The 17,128-nt window shown below is 62.2% G+C and carries 17 protein-coding genes; 11 read left to right on the top strand and 6 right to left on the bottom strand.

Going from position 1 to position 17,128, the window contains the following annotated elements; genetic code table 11:
* Positions 1-52: 52 nt before the first annotated feature.
* Positions 53-958 carry an ornithine carbamoyltransferase gene (gene argF / locus B4F27_RS00505; protein WP_009826142.1) on the top strand — a complete coding sequence of 302 codons (906 nt, stop codon included), beginning with the start codon at positions 53-55 and terminating at the stop codon, positions 956-958.
* A complete protein-coding gene (locus B4F27_RS00500) occupies positions 955-1,953 on the top strand; it encodes a 2-dehydropantoate 2-reductase (protein WP_286758582.1) in 999 nt (332 codons plus the stop codon). Before argF ends, B4F27_RS00500 begins: the two co-directional genes overlap by 4 nt.
* 25 nt (positions 1,954-1,978) lie before the next feature.
* Here the strand turns inward: B4F27_RS00500 and B4F27_RS00495 are convergent, their stop codons facing one another.
* Entirely contained in the window at positions 1,979-3,460 is a 1,482-nt protein-coding gene (locus B4F27_RS00495; protein WP_286758581.1) for an inorganic phosphate transporter, read from the bottom strand.
* Positions 3,461-3,547: 87 nt separating this feature from the next.
* The gene (locus B4F27_RS00490) at positions 3,548-4,006 is read right to left on the bottom strand and encodes an NUDIX hydrolase (protein ID WP_009826145.1); all 459 of its coding nucleotides are present in this window, start codon (positions 4,004-4,006) and stop codon (positions 3,548-3,550) included.
* A 153-nt stretch (positions 4,007-4,159) separates the two neighbouring features.
* Between B4F27_RS00490 and gndA the strand changes: the two genes are divergently transcribed.
* Entirely contained in the window at positions 4,160-5,587 is a 1,428-nt protein-coding gene (gene gndA, locus B4F27_RS00485; protein WP_286758580.1) for an NADP-dependent phosphogluconate dehydrogenase, read from the top strand.
* A 9-nt stretch (positions 5,588-5,596) separates the two neighbouring features.
* Here the strand turns inward: gndA and truA are convergent, their stop codons facing one another.
* Positions 5,597-6,385 (bottom strand): tRNA pseudouridine(38-40) synthase TruA, encoded by a 789-nt coding sequence (truA, locus tag B4F27_RS00480; protein ID WP_074635813.1) that lies wholly within the window; start codon positions 6,383-6,385, stop codon positions 5,597-5,599.
* A gap of 92 nt (positions 6,386-6,477) precedes the next feature.
* Between truA and B4F27_RS00475 the strand changes: the two genes are divergently transcribed.
* From B4F27_RS00475 to B4F27_RS00455, 5 genes are all read left to right on the top strand, one after another.
* Complete coding sequence (locus B4F27_RS00475) at positions 6,478-7,890, top strand: YcjX family protein (RefSeq protein WP_167543138.1); 1,413 nt, start codon at positions 6,478-6,480, stop codon at positions 7,888-7,890.
* A complete protein-coding gene (locus B4F27_RS00470) occupies positions 7,887-8,342 on the top strand; it encodes a GNAT family N-acetyltransferase (protein WP_074635809.1) in 456 nt (151 codons plus the stop codon). Before B4F27_RS00475 ends, B4F27_RS00470 begins: the two co-directional genes overlap by 4 nt.
* Complete coding sequence (locus B4F27_RS00465) at positions 8,342-9,343, top strand: YcjF family protein (RefSeq protein WP_286758579.1); 1,002 nt, start codon at positions 8,342-8,344, stop codon at positions 9,341-9,343. The genes B4F27_RS00470 and B4F27_RS00465 overlap by 1 nt, the downstream gene beginning before the upstream one ends.
* A 196-nt stretch (positions 9,344-9,539) precedes the next feature.
* On the top strand, positions 9,540-12,455 hold the full coding sequence (gene ileS / locus B4F27_RS00460; RefSeq protein ID WP_286758578.1) for an isoleucine--tRNA ligase: 2,916 nt from the start codon (positions 9,540-9,542) through the stop codon (positions 12,453-12,455).
* Between the two features lie 33 nt (positions 12,456-12,488).
* On the top strand, positions 12,489-12,947 hold the full coding sequence (locus B4F27_RS00455) for a methylated-DNA--[protein]-cysteine S-methyltransferase (protein WP_286758577.1): 459 nt from the start codon (positions 12,489-12,491) through the stop codon (positions 12,945-12,947).
* 42 nt (positions 12,948-12,989) lie between these two features.
* Here B4F27_RS00455 and B4F27_RS00450 read toward each other — a convergent pair whose 3' ends face one another.
* Positions 12,990-13,685, bottom strand: coding sequence for a CDP-alcohol phosphatidyltransferase family protein (locus tag B4F27_RS00450; protein WP_286758576.1), 696 nt, complete (start codon positions 13,683-13,685; stop codon positions 12,990-12,992).
* A 188-nt stretch (positions 13,686-13,873) separates the two neighbouring features.
* Here B4F27_RS00450 and rpmB point away from each other — a divergent pair, with 188 nt between their 5' ends.
* The 3 genes from rpmB to B4F27_RS00435 all read left to right on the top strand — a co-directional run bounded on the left by rpmB (position 13,874) and on the right by B4F27_RS00435 (position 15,173).
* Positions 13,874-14,173 (top strand): 50S ribosomal protein L28, encoded by a 300-nt coding sequence (rpmB, locus tag B4F27_RS00445; RefSeq protein ID WP_005851725.1) that lies wholly within the window; start codon positions 13,874-13,876, stop codon positions 14,171-14,173.
* Between the two features lie 99 nt (positions 14,174-14,272).
* Positions 14,273-14,617: a hypothetical protein gene (locus tag B4F27_RS00440; protein ID WP_243251314.1), complete on the top strand. Its 345-nt coding sequence runs from the start codon at positions 14,273-14,275 to the stop codon at positions 14,615-14,617.
* Between the two features lie 46 nt (positions 14,618-14,663).
* Positions 14,664-15,173: a copper chaperone PCu(A)C gene (locus tag B4F27_RS00435; RefSeq protein ID WP_286758575.1), complete on the top strand. Its 510-nt coding sequence runs from the start codon at positions 14,664-14,666 to the stop codon at positions 15,171-15,173.
* Between the two features lie 39 nt (positions 15,174-15,212).
* Here B4F27_RS00435 and B4F27_RS00430 read toward each other — a convergent pair whose 3' ends face one another.
* Positions 15,213-15,926: an NAD-dependent deacylase gene (locus B4F27_RS00430; protein ID WP_286758574.1), complete on the bottom strand. Its 714-nt coding sequence runs from the start codon at positions 15,924-15,926 to the stop codon at positions 15,213-15,215.
* Positions 15,927-15,984: 58 nt separating this feature from the next.
* On the bottom strand, positions 15,985-16,950 hold the full coding sequence (locus tag B4F27_RS00425; RefSeq protein ID WP_064216900.1) for a LysR family transcriptional regulator: 966 nt from the start codon (positions 16,948-16,950) through the stop codon (positions 15,985-15,987).
* Positions 16,951-17,128 lie beyond the last annotated feature (178 nt).

The raw sequence follows: 17,128 nt of genomic DNA, 5'->3' as shown, positions 1-17,128 counted from the left end.
CGGGGGGCCGGGGGGCTGGCCCCCCAACTCCCTAAAATTAAAAGAATACCCCATGAAACATTTTCTCGATATTCACCAAACCGATCCGGCTGACCTGCGCAGCATCATCGACAATGCCGCCACGATGAAATCGTCCCGACTGGGCCGCCCCCGTGGTGCGCCGGATGATGAACAGCCGCTCAAGGATCACATGGTCGCGCTGATCTTTGAAAAGCCCTCGACACGGACGCGCGTCAGCTTTGACGTGGGCGTGCGTCAGATGGGCGGGCAGACGATGGTGCTCTCTGGCGCAGATATGCAACTCGGCCACGGAGAGACCATCGCCGACACGGCACGGGTGCTCAGCCGCTATGTCGATCTGATCATGATCCGCACCTTCGAAGAGGCAACCCTGCTGGAGATGGCGGAATATGCCTCTGTCCCGGTGATCAACGGGCTGACCAACCGCACCCACCCCTGCCAGATCATGGCCGATATCATGACCTTTGAAGAGCATAGCGGCCCGATCAAGGGCAAAAAGGTGGTCTGGTCCGGTGACGGTAACAACGTCTTCGCCAGCTTCGCGCATGCGGCCAAAGCCTTTGATTTCGAACTTGTGTTTACCGGCCCGCAGACACTGGACCCCGAGGCCGCGCTGAATGGCCTTTACACAACCGAGCGTGACCCGAACAAAGCGGTAGAGGGCGCGGATCTGGTCGTGACAGACACATGGGTGTCGATGCATGATCCGCAATCGGCGCGCGAACGTCGGCACAACCAGCTGCGCGGCTATCAGGTGAATGACGCGCTGATGGCCAAGGCAAAACCCGACGCGCTGTTTATGCACTGTTTGCCCGCGCACCGCGACGACGAGGTGACAAGCTCTGTTATGGACGGCCCAAGCTCGGTCATTTTTGACGAGGCTGAAAACCGGCTGCACGCGCAAAAGTCGGTCATGCGCTGGTGCTTGGGGAAATGAGCGACCGGCGGCCCATCGTTGTCGCGGGTGCGGGGGCGATCGGCTGCTTTGTGGGTGGCATGCTTGCCGCCCACGGTCGCGATGTCACGCTGTTGGTTCGCCCCCGCGTGGCAGAGCAGATCCGCAAGCATGGTCTGCGGCTGACGGGTTTTGACGGGCTCGACCAGCAGGTGCCTGCCGCAAGCCTGACCCTGTCACAGGACCCTGCCTGTCTTGCCGGGGCGGGGATCGTGCTGGTCACGGTCAAGACCGACGACACCGCCGACATCGCCCGGCTGGTGGCGCAGCACACACCGGCGCTGTCGACCATTGTCAGCCTGCAAAACGGCCTCGACGCGGCCGAGATCCTGCGCGAGGCTTTGCCGCTGCATGATGTGCGCGGAGGCATGGTGCCTTTCAATGTCGTCCCCCATGGCGACGGGCGGTATCACCGCGCGACCAGCGGGGATATTTTCGTCGAAACGGGCCGGATGCCGCTGGCGGGCTATCTGTCGGGGCCGGGATTGCAGGTCACGGGGACGGGGGCGATCATCGGCGTTCAATGGGGCAAGCTGCTGCTGAACCTGAACAACGCGCTGAACGCCCTGTCAGGGCTGACCTTGCAGCAACAACTGCTTGACCGGCGCTGGCGGCGCGTGATGGCCGCCCAGATGGCCGAGGCGCTTGCCGTGCTAAAGGCTCATGGCATCCACCCTGCATCCTCCACGCCATTGCCCGCACAGCTGATCCCTTGGGTGCTGCGCCTGCCGACGCCGCTGTTCTCACGTGTCGCGGCCAAGATGCTGACGATTGACCCGATGGCGCGGACCTCGATGTCCTATGACCTAGAGGCGGGTAAACCGACCGAGATCGACGCGCTTCAGGGGCGGATCATCGCGATGGGGGCGCAGGAAGGCATCGCCACGCCGCTGTGTCAGCGGGTCTCTGATTTGGTGAAAGAGGCGCAGGCGCGCGGTCCGGGGTTGCCCGATATGGACCCCTCGGACCTTCGCTAGGCGGCGAGGCCATGCGCCACAGCGCTTAGTTGACCAGCGCGTTCAGCCCCAGAAAGATCATCGCTGACATGGTTGCTGCCGCGGGGACGGTGATGACCCAGGCCGCGACGATGGTCATGAAGTGCGACCGGCGCACGAGTTTTCGGCGGCGGCGTTCCTCTACAGCGATGCGTTTGACCTGACCGGCTTTGGCACCGGGGCGACGCAGGCGGCGCTCCATATGCCATTCGCGGTAGAAGCCTACGCCAAAAACGCCCCCCACAGCGATATGGGTAGAGCTGACGGGCAGGCCCAGCCACGAGGCGATGATCACGGTAATGGCCGCAGAGAGGGCGACGCAATAGGCGCGCATCGGGTTCAGCTTGGTGATCTGGCTGCCCACCATGCGGATCAGTTTCGGCCCGAAAAGGAACAGCCCGAACGAGATGCCGAAGGCCCCGATCACCATCACCCACATGGGGATAGAGACTTTGGTCTCGAACCCGCCAAATTCAGTGGCGTGTACGATCGCGGCGAGGGGCCCAACCGCGTTGGCGACATCATTGGCCCCATGTGCAAAGCTGAGCAGCGCTGCGGAAAAGACCAGCGGCAGGCCGAACAACACTTTGACGGATTTGTTGCGGTTCTCCATCCCGATCGACGCGCGGCGGATGACGGGGTAGGAAATGGCATAGGCCAGAACGCCACAGGCCAAACCGATCAGCAGGGCAGAGCCCATGTTGATCTCGACGATCTTCTTGAGCCCCTTGAGCGCCAGATAGGTGGCAAAGACACCGGACATGACGCCAATCAGGATTGGCACCCAGCGGCGCGAAGCAGCGATCTTGTCCTCTTGGTAAAGGATTTGCGACTTGATCAGCGCAAGGAACATCGCCGCGACAGCGCCGCCCAAGACGGGCGAGATGATCCAGCTGAGGGCGATCATACTCATCGAAGGCCAGTTCACTGCCGCCATCCCCGCAGCCGCGATGCCGGCCCCCATGACGCCGCCCACGACCGAGTGTGTGGTCGAGACCGGCGCGCCCACCCATGTGGCCAGATTGACCCACAGGGCCGACGAGATCAGCGCGGCCATCATGGCCCAGATGAACACTTGGGAATCTGCGACCGACGCGGGGTCGATGATCCCTTTCGAGATGGTCGATACCACGTCGCCACCAGCCAGAAGGGCACCGGCACTTTCGCAAATGGCAGCGATGATGATCGCGCCGCCCATGCTCAGCGCCTTGGCCCCGACAGCGGGGCCCATATTGTTGGCAACGTCATTGGCCCCGATGTTTACCGCCATATAGGCCCCGAAGGCCGCAGCGGCGATCACCACATAGTTGGAAGGCTGCGCGCCAAAGAACAGACCTGCGACCAGCGCGGCCAATACGATGAAGGCAAGGGCAATGCCAAATCCGACCATAGGCCGCGCCACATAGGTCGCGGCCTGTTCCACCCGCGAGATGCGGTTCAGGTCAGAATCCAGTGTTTTCCACTGTTGGCCTTTGGGTCCGTCGGTCATTGCTGCCTCATTTTCTAAAACCATGCGCTCGTGGCACAGTGAAAACGGTTTCGCAAGGCCGCACGGGTGGCTATCGGGGCGTGGCGACTAGAGGTTCAGAAGGATTTCGCGCAAATCAGGCTCTGCCACCAGTTCGGCGGCTTCCTTTGGGGGCATCCAGCGGCGGGTGCGCAGGTCGACCTCGGGGTATTCATCCTCGATGTGACGGACGCGGGTCAGGTAGACCTGTGCGATGACGGGCGTGGTCATCCCTTCGGACAGGCCCTTGTCATAGTCATAATACCCGATCGGCTCGCTCTCGATATCGGCCTTGGACACGCCTGCCTCTTCCCATGCTTCGCGCAGGGCGGCACCGGCACCGTCCAGTCCGTCAATCGGCCAGCCTTTCGGCACGATCCACCGGCCGGTGTCACGGCTGGTGATCATCAGGACTTCTTTACCTTCGGGGGTTTCACGGTAGCACAATGCGGCGACCTGAATACGTTTGGGGCGGCGCCAGATGGGGAGGATCATACCCTCCCACGCGCGTTTGAGTTCATGTATCATAATTAAAACGTTAACCTGTAACTTCGTTGTTCTTGCTTTTATCCGGTCATCGTAGCTGAAAAAGAGACGAGAATCAATTTCACCCCCGCAAACCCTTGTGCAGCGGCGGTGTGCATCCCACTGTTTGATGGACATTATAGGAGATTTAGCGCGATGGCCGCAGATTTAAAGACCGCAGATATTGGCGTTTATGGTCTGGGGACGATGGGCAGTGCGCTGGCGCTTAATCTGGCCGAGCAGGGGTTCCGTGTGGCGGTCAGCAACCGCGAAGCCGATTGGATCGCGCCCTTTCTGGAAGAGGCCGGACCGCTGGCGGGTCAGCTCTCGGGCCACGCGACGCTTGAGGATTTTGTCGACAGTATCGCGCAACCCCGCAGCATCTTGTTCATGATCCCGTCGGGTGCACCGATGGATGCGATGATCGACGCGGTGATGCCGCTGCTGGATGAGGGCGACACCATCATTGATGGCGGCAACGCCGATTTCCACGACACCCGCCGCCGCGCCGCCGCCTTTGACGGTACGGGGCGGCATTTCGTCGGCATGGGCGTGTCGGGCGGCGAAGAGGGCGCGCGCCACGGCCCGTCGATGATGGTGGGTGGTACCGATCACAGCTGGACCCAGCTGCGCCCCATGCTCAGCGCGATTGCGGCCAAGTTTCAGGGCGCACCTTGCGTCGATCATCTGGGGCCGGACGGGGCGGGGCATTTCGTCAAGACCGTGCACAACGGGATCGAATATGCCGACATGCAGATGATCGCTGAAGTCTACGGGCTGTTGCGCGACGCCGGTGGGCAAACGGCACCGCAGATCGGGGCGCTGTTTGAAAGCTGGCAGAAAGGGCCGCTCAGCTCTTACCTGATCGAGGTGTCCGCCGCCGCGCTGCAAACCGTGGATGCCGAGAGCGGGACGCCAATGGTGGATTTGATCCTTGATAAGGCGGGTCAGAAAGGCACGGGCCGCTGGACCCTGATCGAGGCGCTGAAGCTTGGCCAGTCGGCCAGCACGATCGAGGCCGCCGTCGGCGCCCGTGGCTGGTCCAGCGAGAAAGCCTTGCGGGTCGCGGCGGCGCCGCTCTTGCCGGATGCGGTGACCGGCGGCACGCTGCCCACCGAGGACGAGATGAAATCGGCCCTGCTGGCCGCGCGCATTCTGGGTCACGCGCAGGGGTTCCGCGTTTTGTCCGCCGCCTCTGACGAATTTGGCTGGCAGCTGGATATGGCCCGCATTGCAAAGATCTGGCGTGCGGGCTGTATCATCCGGTCAGCCTTGCTGGACGATCTGGCCGATGCGTTCCACGCAGGATTGCCCGAGGGGGCCTTGATCCTCGCCCCCGCCATCCGCGATATGCTGGGCGATCACCTTGCTGGCCTGCGCAAGACCGTCGCTGCCGGGGTGAGCCTGGGCGTGCCCATGCCCGCGCTAAGCGCGTCACTGGCGTGGTATGACAGCATCCGAACCGCACGCGGGTCCGCGAATTTGATCCAGGCGCAGCGCGACTTTTTCGGCGCGCATGGGTTTGAACGCGGCGATATCGCGGGGGCGCACCACGGGACGTGGAACGCGATCCGGCGCGACTAGGGCGCTGGTTTAACCGCGGCGCAGGGGCGATTGCGCGAAAGGGTCTGTCTCGTAGGTGACATGCGACAGATACAGACCCTGCGGCGGGGCGACGGGGCCGCAGGCTTGACGGTCCCGCGCAGCGAGCATCTGTTTCACATCGTCGGGCGCAAATGATCCGGCCCCGACGCGTTCAAGCGTGCCCACGATGCTGCGCACCTGATTGTGCAGAAACGACCGCGCGCGCACGTCGAATTGCACCTCGACACCGCCGCCGACGGGATGCTCTGTCATATCCACACGGTCCAGCGTTTTGACCGGCGTTTGCGCCTGACAGATGGTCGAGCGGAAGGTGGTGAAATCATGCTCGCCGATCAGATGGGTCGCGGCCTCGCGCATGCGGTCGATGTCCAGCGGCTTCTTGACCTGCCAGACCAGCCCCGCCTGATGTGTCGCCGGAGGGCGACGTACCAGCACACGAAACAGATACCGGCGTTCGAGCGCGGAAAAGCGGGCGTGAAAATCATCATCCACCGCGACGCAATCGACAATCGCAATGGGCAGTGGTTTCAGATGATAGTTGATCGCCTCGGACAGGCGGAACGGGGTCCAGTCACGTTCCATATCGCAATGGGCGACCTGCGCCAGCGCGTGGACACCGGCGTCGGTGCGCCCTGCGGCGGCGATGTTATGGGCGCGCGGTTCGATCTTGGCCAAAGCGTCCTCTATCGCGCCTTGGACCGACGCAAGGTCGATCTGGCGTTGCCAGCCGACAAAAGGTGCGCCGTGGTATTCGATTTTCAGGGCATAGCGTTGCATGGCGGGCGTTTACCCTGAGGGTGGCCATCTGGCAATCCCTGACCCGCGTGCCTATGTTAGAGCGCAACGACAGGTGAAGGCGGGCACGGGCTTTGGTACTCTCAAGAATTGCCGATGGCATTTGGCGGCAGGTGGAAAATGTGCAGGACGGGGTGTCCGAGACGTTCTTCGAGCCTGTGATCCGTCTGGGCGTGACCGGTTTGGCGCGCTCCGGCAAGACCGTGTTTATCACCTCGCTTGTGGCGAACCTGCTGGATCGCGGGCGGATGCCGGGGCTGCTTGCGGCTTCCGAAGGGCGGATCGAGGCGGCGTTCTTGCAGCCGCAGCCCGACGATACCGTGCCGCGGTTCGAATATGAAAACCACCTTGCTGCGCTGACGGGGCCCACGCCGCATTGGCCTGACAGCACCCGCGCCATATCGGAACTGCGCCTGTCCTTGCGGGTGCGGCCAAATGGCTTGCTTGCGGGGTTTCAGGGGCCGCGCACGGTGCATCTTGATATCGTGGATTACCCCGGCGAATGGCTGCTGGATCTGGCGCTGATGGATGTGGATTATGCCACGTGGTCGGCGCAGGTGCTGGCGCGGATCGCCAACCGCGAAGAGGCCGCGGGCTACCGCGTGCTGGTGGAGGGGATCGACCCCGAGGCGGCGTTGGACGAACCCGTGGCCCAAGCGCTGGCCGCCAGCTTTGCCGAGTATCTGCAAACGGCACGGGCGAATGGCTATTCCGACTGCACGCCGGGGCGGTTCCTGCTGCCCGGTGATCTGGCCGGATCGCCGGTGCTGACCTTTGCGCCCCTGCCGGGCGGCGAGGGGCCGCGCGGGTCACTGCTACGCGAGATGGCGCGGCGGTTCGAGGCGTATAAGCGGCAGGTGGTCAAACCGTTCTTTCGCGATCACTTTGCGCGGATCGACCGGCAGGTCGTGCTGGTGGATGCGCTTGGCGCGATCAATCAGGGCCCCCGTGCGGTCGAGGATCTGCGCGCTGCCATGAGCGATATCCTTGGCAGCTTCAAACCCGGACGCAACGGATTTCTGACGCAGCTTTTGCGCGGCAAACGGGTCGAGAAAATCCTCTTTGCCGCGACCAAGGCAGACCATTTGCACCACAGTCAGCACGCCAGCCTCACCGCGATCATGGAGGCGCTGACACGGGATGCCCGCGACCGCGCGCGCTTTGCGGGGGCTCAGACATCGGCCATGTCGCTGGCGTCTTTGCGTGCTACCACCGAAGCCACAATGACGCACAACGGCGAAACCCTAGAGGTCGTGCGCGGCAGCCTGCTGGATACCGGCAAAGAGGCCGCGTTCTATCCCGGTGAACTACCCAAAGACCCGGCACATCTTCTAAGTCCGGCGCGGGCGGGGGCGGAAAAATGGCTGGATCAGGATTATCAGATCATGCGTTTTGCGCCTGCTCGGCTGAACCTGCGCCCCGGTGACGGGCCGCCGCATATCCGTCTGGACCGCGCGGCGGAGTTCTTGATCGGGGATCGTCTGTGACCGGTGATGATGTGACCATCGCACCCGCGCGGGTGCTGGATGCCGGTCGCCTGTCAGAGGTGATGGCCTGCGCCAATGCAGATCACGATTGGCTGCCTCAGGCCCACAGCCGCGCAGAAGAGATCGGCACTCTGGGCGATATGATCGACGTGGGCTGGGTGCAGGTGGCGCGGACCGACGGGCATGTTGTGGGCTTTCTGGCACGGCGTGCGGCCGAGATTCACGGGCTGTATCTGCACCCCAAGGCCCAAGGCAAAGGAATCGCGCAGCGTTTGCTGAACGGGGCCAAGGCACAAAGCGATCGGCTCGCGCTGTGGAGTTTCGAGGCGAACCTGCGTGCGTCGCGGTTCTACCGTGCCGCGGGCTTTATAGAGGTGGCGCGCAGCGACGGGGCAGGCAATGATTTCGGGCTGCCCGATGTACGGTTTGAGTGGATGAAAGGGGCGGCGTGATGGCCAAGGGTCCGGTGCTATTTGACCTTGAAGAAGACACAACCGCGCGGCCTTCGGTATCGGATGCGCCGCCGGTGCCCGATGTGGGTGCGCCCGCGCCGCAAGGGCAGGCGATGCAGATCGCGGCACGGCTGGCCGCGCGCAAGCCGTCTAAGCTGGTGCGTCTGTTCTGGTGGCTGCTGACCACGCTCATCGGCGCGCTGGTGTCCATTGCCGCGTGGAACTTTATCATGGGGCTGCTGGCGAGCTATCCGCTGTTGGGGCTGGCGATGACCGTGCTTATTGGTGCGGTGCTGCTGGTTCTGGTACTGCTCTGTCTGCGTGAATTGGCGGCCTTTAGCCGTTTGGCGCGGCTTGAAGGTTTGCATCACGACGTGGGCGAGGCGCTGGCGCAGAATGATCTGACGGCGGCGCGGGCTGTGACCGACCGGCTGGTCGGTCTGTATCAGGGCCGCGAGGATACCCGTTGGGGCCGCGACCGTCTGGCAGAGCTGCGCGGCGATCAGTTGGATGCGCAGACCTTGCTGGCCCTGACCGAGGCAGAGCTGTTGGGCCCTCTCGACATCGCCGCCAGCCGCGAGGTCGAGGCGGCTGCACGTCAGGTCGCGACGGTGACGGCGCTGGTGCCCTTGGCGCTGGCCGATGTGGTCGCGGCGATGACCAGCAACCTGCGCATGATCCGCCGCGTGGCCGAGATCTACGGCGGGCGCTCGGGCTTCTTTGGGTCGTGGCGTCTGACGCGGGTGGTGCTGTCGCATCTGGTGGCGACAGGGGCCGTGGCTGTGGGCGACGACATGCTGGAGCCGATCCTTGGCGGAACGATGCTGGCAAAACTGTCGCGCCGCTTTGGCGAAGGGCTGGTGAACGGTGCGTTGACCGCCCGCGTTGGCGTCGCCGCGATGGAGGTTTGTCGCCCCATGCCGTTCTCGGAAGCGCGCCGCCCCAAGGTGCGCAGCATCATCAAACGCGCGCTGTCGGGGCTGTTTTCCAAGGGCAGCTAGATGCCGGGGCGAGGGGGCTTGTCGGTCGATCTGCTGCGGCCTATAAGGCTGCATATGACCCGGAACTCCGCGATCATTATTCGAATTATTTTCCCGGCGCTCTGATTGACGAGACGCCGGGCAGAGGTGCTTGAGTTTTTCGCGCCGCATCCGAACATTCACCATTCCGAAATACCGTTGCCAAAGGACGCCCGCCATGTGCGCCGACACCCCCGAAACGCTTGACTATAAATCCACGCTGAACCTGCCGAAAACCGATTTCCCGATGCGCGCGGGCCTGCCCAAACGCGAACCCGAATGGCTGGAGCGGTGGGAAAAGATCGGCGTCTATGACCGCCTGCGCGAAAAACAGGGGCGCAAGCCCTTTACGCTGCACGACGGCCCGCCCTATGCGAATGGCAACCTGCATATCGGCCACGCGCTGAACAAGACGATCAAGGATATGATCGTGCGGTCGCACCAGATGATGGGCTTTGACGCGCGCTATATCCCCGGCTGGGATTGCCACGGTCTGCCCATCGAATGGAAGATCGAGGAACAGTACCGCCAGAAGGGCCGCGACAAGGACGATGTGCCGATCAACGATTTCCGCGCTGAATGCCGCAAGTTCGCCGCCGGCTGGGTTGATGTGCAGCGCGACGAATTCAAACGTCTGGGCATCACCGGCAACTGGGCTGATCCCTATCTGACGATGGATTTCCACGCGGAACGTGTGATCGCCGAAGAATTCATGAAGTTCCTGATGAACGGCACGCTCTATCAAGGCTCCAAACCCGTGATGTGGTCGCCGGTTGAAAAGACCGCGCTGGCCGAGGCCGAGGTCGAATACCACGACAAGGAAAGCTTTACGATCTGGGTGAAGTTCAAGGTTGTTGGCACGGATGACGCCAGCCTTGACGGCGCGCACGTCGTGATCTGGACCACGACGCCCTGGACCATGCCGTCCAACAAGGCCGTCGTCTACGGCGAAGATATCTCTTACGGTCTGTACGAAGTCACCGGCCGCCCCGAGGAATCCTGGGTCACTATCGGTGATCGCTATCTGCTGTCGGACAGCATGGCGATGGATGTGTTCGGGCGTGCGCGTCTGGATGACACCATGGTGCGCCGTTTGCGGGATGTGACGCAGGACGAACTGGCAAAGATCAAGCTGCAGCACCCGCTGGCAGGGGCCGAAGGCAGCAATGGCGAATGGGACGATCTGCGCGATTTCCGCGCCGCCGATTTCGTGACGGACACCGAAGGCACGGGCTTTGTCCATTGTGCGCCGTCGCATGGTCTTGAGGAATATGAACTCTACCGCGGTCTGGGGATGCTGGATCAGGTGATCACCTATAACGTGGTCGAAGACGGGTCTTTCCGCGCCGATCTGCCGTTCTTTGGCGGCAAGAAGATCCTCAAACCCAACGGCAAGGAAGGCGACGCCAACACGGCCGTTATCAACAAGCTGGTCGAGGTCGGCGGGCTGCTGGCGCGCGGCAAGATCAAGCACAGCTATCCGCATTCCTGGCGCTCCAAGGCTCCGGTCATCTACCGCAACACGCCGCAGTGGTTCGCCGCGATCGACCGGCCCGTTGGCGACGGGCAGGACAGATTCGGCAAGACCATCCGTGAACGCGCCCTGACCGAGATCGACAACGTCAACTGGGTGCCCAAAAAGGGCCGCAACCGTCTGCACTCGATGATGGAGGCACGCCCCGACTGGGTGCTGTCACGTCAACGGGCCTGGGGTGTGCCGCTGACCTGCTTTACCAAGAATGGCGCGCTGCCAACGGATGAAGACTTCTTGCTGCGTAACCCCGAGGTCAACCAACGCATCGTCGAGGCGTTCGAGGCTGACGGTGCGGATGTCTGGTACGAAGATGGCGCAAAAGAGCGGTTCCTTGGCGGCATCGTGAACCCCGACGACTATACCCAAGTATTCGACATTCTGGACGTGTGGTTCGATTCCGGTTCAACCCACGCCTTCGTTCTGCGCGACCGCGAGGATGGCTCGGAAGACGGTATCGCGGATGTCTATATGGAAGGCACGGACCAGCACCGCGGCTGGTTCCATTCGTCGCTGCTGCAATCCGTGGGCACCACAGGCCGCGCGCCTTATCGTAACGTGGTGACGCATGGGTTCACGCTGGATGAGAAGGGCATGAAGATGTCCAAATCCATCGGCAACACCATCGTTCCTGAAAAGGTCGTGCAGCAATACGGCGCGGATATCCTGCGTCTGTGGGTGGCGCAGACCGATTATACCGCGGATCAGCGGATCGGGCCGGAAATCCTGAAAGGCACCGCCGACAGCTACCGCCGTCTGCGCAACACCATGCGTTATATGCTGGGCGCGCTGTCGGACTTTACCGATACCGACCGGACCGAACCCGCGGAGATGCCAGAGCTTGAACGCTGGGTGCTGCACCGTGTGGCAGAGCTGGATCAGATCGTGCGCGAAGGCTATGCGCGCTACGACTTCCAAGGCGTGTTCCAGGCGGTGTTCACCTTTGCCACCGTTGATCTGTCCGCGTTCTATTTCGACGTGCGTAAGGATGCGCTGTATTGCGACGGCGATACGTTGCGCCGCCGTGCTGCGCGCACCGTGCTGGACATCCTGTTCCACCGTCTGACGACATGGCTGGCCCCTGTGCTGGTGTTCACCATGGAAGAAGTCTGGCTTGAACGGTTCCCCGGCGACGAAAGCTCGGTTCACCTGACGGATATCCCTGAAACGCCCAAGGCGTGGCTGGATGCCGATCTGGCGGCGAAATGGGCCAAGGTGCGTGCCGCGCGGCGGGTTGTGACCTCGGCTTTGGAAGTGCAGCGGGTCGAGAAGGTCATCGGGGCCTCGCTTGAGGCCGCGCCAATGGTGTTTGTTGCCGATGACGCTCAGCGGGCGGCGCTTGAAAGCGTTGCGTTCGAAGACGTTTGCATCACCTCGCAGATTGCCATCACCGGCGATGACGCCCCGGCAGAGGCGTTCCGTATGCCAGAGACCGACGGCGTTGCCGTGGTGTTCGAGAAAGCTTCGGGCGAAAAATGCGCACGTTGCTGGAAGGTACTGCCGGATGTCGGCACCCACGATCACGCGGGCGTTTGTGCCCGGTGTGACGAGGCTGTGTCCTAAGATGACGCCGCGCCGCTTGATCCGGAAACTCGGGTGAAGCGGCGCAGCATCCCCACGCGCTTTGGCACCTTGGTCGTGACCGAGGATGCGGGCGCGATTACCCATCTGCATTGGGGGCAGGATACCCTACACCAAGACAAAAGCGCGCTGCTGGATGAGGCCGAGGCGCAGCTGCGTGCCTATGATGCGGGGCGGCTGAGACAGTTCACTTTGCCACTGCGCATTGGCGGAAGTGCCACGTTGCAAGCGGTCTGCGCCGAGATGTCGGCGATCCCCTTTGGCGATACAGTGACTTACGGTGACATCGCGACCAAACTGGCGATCCCGGCGCAAGTGGTGGGGCAGGCCTGCGGGCAGAATCCTGTCCCGGTCATTGTGCCGTGCCACCGTGTGATGGGGGCTAAGGGGTTGACCGGATACTCGGGTGCTGGCGGGGTAGAGACCAAGGTCGCCCTGCTACGCCACGAAGGGGCGGCAGGGTTGCTGATCTAGTTTAGAGGTTTCGTGCCGCTGCTTTGGCCCCGCGCGCCTCTATCAGGCCTCGCGGTCGTAAAGATACTGCTGCGCGACACCGGCAAACATCAGATAGACGCTGGTGATGATCAGGCCCCAATGCGCCCAGCTTTGCGGGTGAAAATCGACCCACGCGGCCCAACCGGCAAAGAACGTCCAGCCCAATGCCATGGGCAGGGTGACCATGCGCCAACGCTTTGTCCGGACGGGGTGCACGAATTTCAGCGGGGCGAACATGGTAACGGCCAAGACCGTGACAAGCACCAGCGACACCCACCATGGCGGCGACAGGGCAAAGAGCACCAGCACCAGCATGTTCCAGCATCCGGGGAAGCCCCAGAAGGAGTTATCCTTGGTTTTCATGCGTGTGTCGCAGAAATACATGGCGCTGGCGAAGGTGACGATGATGATCATGACCCAACCGCTCCACCCGTCCATGAGGCCGGAATGGAATAGCGCAAAGGCCGGAATAAACACATAGGTGAGATAATCGATGATCAGATCAAGCAGCACGCCGTCGAATTCGGGCGCGTTGGTCTTTACATCGTATTTACGCGCCAGCGGCCCGTCGATCCCGTCGACAAAGAAGGCGACAACCAGCCAGAGAAACATCATATCCCAGCGTTCGTCGGCGGCAGCAAGCATGGCCAGCATGGCGAAAATCGCACCCGTCGCAGTGAACAGATGGACAAGAAGGGCGCGGGAATGAATATTCATATGCGACAGATGACAAATCTTTTCGGGGGATGCAAAAGGAAAAGCGTGTGTTGCCGCGCAGGCTTGGGTTGACCCCGCTCGCGATTCCGCCTAAAGCCAGCAAACCAATTTCAGGGTTTGCCGTAGCGCGGCCCATATGGGTATTGCACCGGATCGCCGGAAATGCCCCGCAGCAAAAGGATAGACCCATGTCGCGCGTTTGCGAATTGACCGGAAAAGGCCCGATGACGGGCAACAACGTAAGCCACGCCAAGAACCGTACACGTCGTCGGTTCTTGCCAAACCTGAACGATGTCACCCTGCAGTCCGAAGCACTGGGCCGCGGTTTCAAGTTCCGCATCTCGGCAGCTGCTTTGCGCACTGTTGACCACCGCGGTGGCTTGGACAAGTTCATGGCGAAGGCAAAGGACACTGAACTGTCCGTCAACGCGTTGAAAGTTAAGAAAGCAATTGCAAAGTCCAGCGCCACAGCAGAAGCGCTGTCGTAAGACTTTCCAATCGTTACGATGTTGTAGCCCTGGCCCTCGGCCGGGGCTGCGTCGTTTTGGGCTGGTGCTTTTTCAAGCGCTTCGTCTAGGGTGCGGCCCATGACCCTGCGTTCCCTTTCAGCTTTGGTTCTGGCGTTGATGCTGGCCCTCACGGGGCAAAGCATGGCTGTCGCGCGCGGGGCTTCTGCGGCGACGGGGCAGATGGTGCTGTGCACCGGTGCGGGCCCTGTAGCGATTTATGTGGATGCGCAGGGCAAGCCGACCTCGGCCCCGCATATCTGCCCCGATTCGGCGCTTAACGTTGCAATGGCAGGCACGGTGGTTCTGGCGGCCGCACCGATGCGGATCGTGACCTTTGTCGCGCCGGCGGTGCATGTCCTGACTGCCGATGTGCCGCGACGTAAAACGCGCCACGACCCAAGGGCCCCGCCTGTCGCTGTCTGACCCACACCCTTCACAGACATTTTGAATATGACGACAGGATATACCAATGACACCTGCTTTGCTGACCCGCGCTGTCTGCGCATTGTTTCTCTTTTCCGCCCCTCTCGCTGCCGAAGGCATCATGGTGGATGACGCCTACATCCGCAGCTCGACCGCGAAATCCACCTCCGGTGCGGCGTTTATGGTGGTGATGAACCACTCTGGCGCGGATGACCGTTTGATCGGGGCGTCCTCCGACGTGGCCGACAAGGTCGAACTGCATTCCCACACCTCTGACGACAATGGCGTCATGCGGATGGGCGAGATCGAAGGCGGCGTGGCCATTGCGGCGGATGACATGCACGCCTTCAAACGCGGCGGCGACCACCTGATGTTCATGGGCCTGAAAGGCCCGCTGGAGCAGGGCGCGATGGTGCCCGTCACACTTGAGTTCGAAAAGGCCGGTGCGGTCGAGATCGAGGTGATGGTCGATCAGGACCGCAAGCCGAACCATGGCAAGATGAAGCACGACCGCGGTGATATGGATCACACCGGTCACGAGATGCCGAAAGACTGAGCCTTTTCACACCCATGAATGGTAGCGGCCCGATCTGTGTTAAAACGCGGGCCGCTGCTGGGGTGGGCTGCTCAAGAGTTCCTCCACCCAATCTGTGACCACACGTGTCGCCGGACCGGTGCGGTGCTCGGCGAACTGGTTCCCCACGGCAGAACGTTCGAGGTTCAGCTCTACCGTATGGGCCCCATTGCGCCGCGCCTCTGCCACGAAACCGGCGGCGGGGTAGACGTTGCCAGAGGTGCCGATGGCTGCAAAGATATCGGCCTCGGCCAGATGGTCAAAAATCTCGTCCATGTCATAGGGCATTTCGCCGAACCACACGATGTCGGGCCGCGCGGCTGCGGCATTGCAGGCGGGGCAGGGATCACCGACGGCCATGACCATAGGCGCGGGCCAACGGTGGTCGCAGGCAGCGCAGAGCGCTGAATTCAGCGCGCCGTGCATATGGATCACCCGCGCGCCGCCCTGTTCGTGCAGATCATCGACATTCTGCGTCACAATCACCACCTGTCCGGCATAATTCGCCTGCAGTCTGGCCAGCGCTTGATGCGCCGCGTTCGGTAATACCTCCGCCGCCTGTTTGCGGCGACCGTTATAGAAATCGACAACCAGTTGCGGATCGCGGGCAAAGCCTTCGGGAGTGGCGACGTCCTCGACCCGGTGCTGCGCCCAAAGCCCGTCTTCGGCACGGAAGGTATCAATGCCGCTTTCCGCAGAAATGCCCGCGCCGGTCAGAATGACGATTTTGCTCATGTCAACCCCTTTGTTATACGCGACAAGTGAACCAGCCACGCAGCTTTTGCGCAAGCGGTCAGCCCTCTAGCGCCTCGAAACTGGAAGAAAGCCACGGCAACTGCGCCACCGTCGGCGCGATCATGTGGGACCGAAGCAGTTGCCGCATCGTGTCGGCAATATTCTGGGGCACCGGCCCCGTCCAGTCTGACCCCGCAAACAGCGAGATCTGTCGCGTTAATCCGGGCGTGGGGAGCGGGTGAACCGCAAGCTGCTGGTGAAACCGCTCTGCGCGGCAATAGCCGAAGGGTGTCGTGATGGCCCAGCCGATGCCCCGTGCCACCATCGCCATCAGGGCGAGATGGCTGCCGATCTCGAATTGCGAGGGCAGGGTGATATTGCTGCGCGTCAGATGGTTGTTGATCTGGTCGGCGATCAACTGGTCCGCCGCGTATTTAACAAAGGGCAGGGCGGATCGCCCCGTCATCAGCGCGGCGCTGTCGCCGTCAAAGCTTGCCGGGGTGACGATAACAAAGGGATCGCGCGCCAGCGGAATCTCGATCAGCCCGCTTTTTGCATCCCCACTGGTGGCCGCAATGGCGATATGAAGCGATTTGTCCTGCACCGACTGGATCAGCCCCTTGCTGCCGTCGGTTACCATGCGAAAGCGACAGCCCGCCATACTGTCGGCCAGTAGGGTCGCCAGACGCGGGGTGACATCGTTGTCAAAGTCGTCGATCACGCCAAGGCTCAGGTCGCTGAGGTTGGCAAGATCCATGACCGTCAGCTCGGATTGCGCGAGCCGGATATGGGTCAGCGCCGCGCCGCTGTGACGCAGAAAGCTTTCGCCCGCCGCGGTCAGGCGCATGGGGCGCGTGCTGTGGTCGATCAGGGCGGTGCCCATGGCGGCTTCGAGGTTGCTGATCTGCTGGCTCACGGCGGGTTGGCTTAGCCCTGTCAGCGCGGCGGCCTGTGCGACCGATCCACGGCTGGCCAAAGCCTCGAACACCTCTATACCGCGCAGGGTGATGCCCTTTTTGATCATGGTGCTCGCCCCCTTCGTTCTTTCCAATTTTGTGAAGCATGCCCGATAAATTGGCAAGCTTGTCGCGTATCATGCGCCCATAGTTTCACAAAACTGAAATGAGCCCTGGGGTGGTGCGGCGGTACTTGAAGCTTGGCCGCGCGCGGCGCACCATAAGGGAAATCACGCACCGGAGGCC

It is taken from the genome of Sulfitobacter sp. UBA1132 (assembly GCF_002311545.1).
GTDB classification, from domain to species: domain Bacteria; phylum Pseudomonadota; class Alphaproteobacteria; order Rhodobacterales; family Rhodobacteraceae; genus Sulfitobacter; species Sulfitobacter pontiacus.
The sequence above is the reverse complement of the archived record's forward strand: the minus strand, read 5'-3'. Positions and strand labels throughout refer to the sequence as shown.

Excerpts from the sequence above, each read along its gene's own strand:
- argF (WP_009826142.1), top strand. The coding sequence starts at position 53 with ATGAAACATTTTCTCGATATTCACCAAACCGATCCGGCTGACCTGCGC.
- B4F27_RS00500 (WP_286758582.1), top strand. The coding sequence starts at position 955 with ATGAGCGACCGGCGGCCCATCGTTGTCGCGGGTGCGGGGGCGATCGGC.
- B4F27_RS00495 (WP_286758581.1), bottom strand. The coding sequence starts at position 3,460 with ATGACCGACGGACCCAAAGGCCAACAGTGGAAAACACTGGATTCTGAC.
- B4F27_RS00490 (WP_009826145.1), bottom strand. The coding sequence starts at position 4,006 with ATGATACATGAACTCAAACGCGCGTGGGAGGGTATGATCCTCCCCATC.
- gndA (WP_286758580.1), top strand. The coding sequence starts at position 4,160 with ATGGCCGCAGATTTAAAGACCGCAGATATTGGCGTTTATGGTCTGGGG.
- truA (WP_074635813.1), bottom strand. The coding sequence starts at position 6,385 with ATGCAACGCTATGCCCTGAAAATCGAATACCACGGCGCACCTTTTGTC.
- B4F27_RS00465 (WP_286758579.1), top strand. The coding sequence starts at position 8,342 with ATGGCCAAGGGTCCGGTGCTATTTGACCTTGAAGAAGACACAACCGCG.
- ileS (WP_286758578.1), top strand. The coding sequence starts at position 9,540 with ATGTGCGCCGACACCCCCGAAACGCTTGACTATAAATCCACGCTGAAC.
- B4F27_RS00450 (WP_286758576.1), bottom strand. The coding sequence starts at position 13,685 with ATGAATATTCATTCCCGCGCCCTTCTTGTCCATCTGTTCACTGCGACG.
- rpmB (WP_005851725.1), top strand. The coding sequence starts at position 13,874 with ATGTCGCGCGTTTGCGAATTGACCGGAAAAGGCCCGATGACGGGCAAC.
- B4F27_RS00440 (WP_243251314.1), top strand. The coding sequence starts at position 14,273 with ATGACCCTGCGTTCCCTTTCAGCTTTGGTTCTGGCGTTGATGCTGGCC.
- B4F27_RS00435 (WP_286758575.1), top strand. The coding sequence starts at position 14,664 with ATGACACCTGCTTTGCTGACCCGCGCTGTCTGCGCATTGTTTCTCTTT.
- B4F27_RS00430 (WP_286758574.1), bottom strand. The coding sequence starts at position 15,926 with ATGAGCAAAATCGTCATTCTGACCGGCGCGGGCATTTCTGCGGAAAGC.
- B4F27_RS00425 (WP_064216900.1), bottom strand. The coding sequence starts at position 16,950 with ATGATCAAAAAGGGCATCACCCTGCGCGGTATAGAGGTGTTCGAGGCT.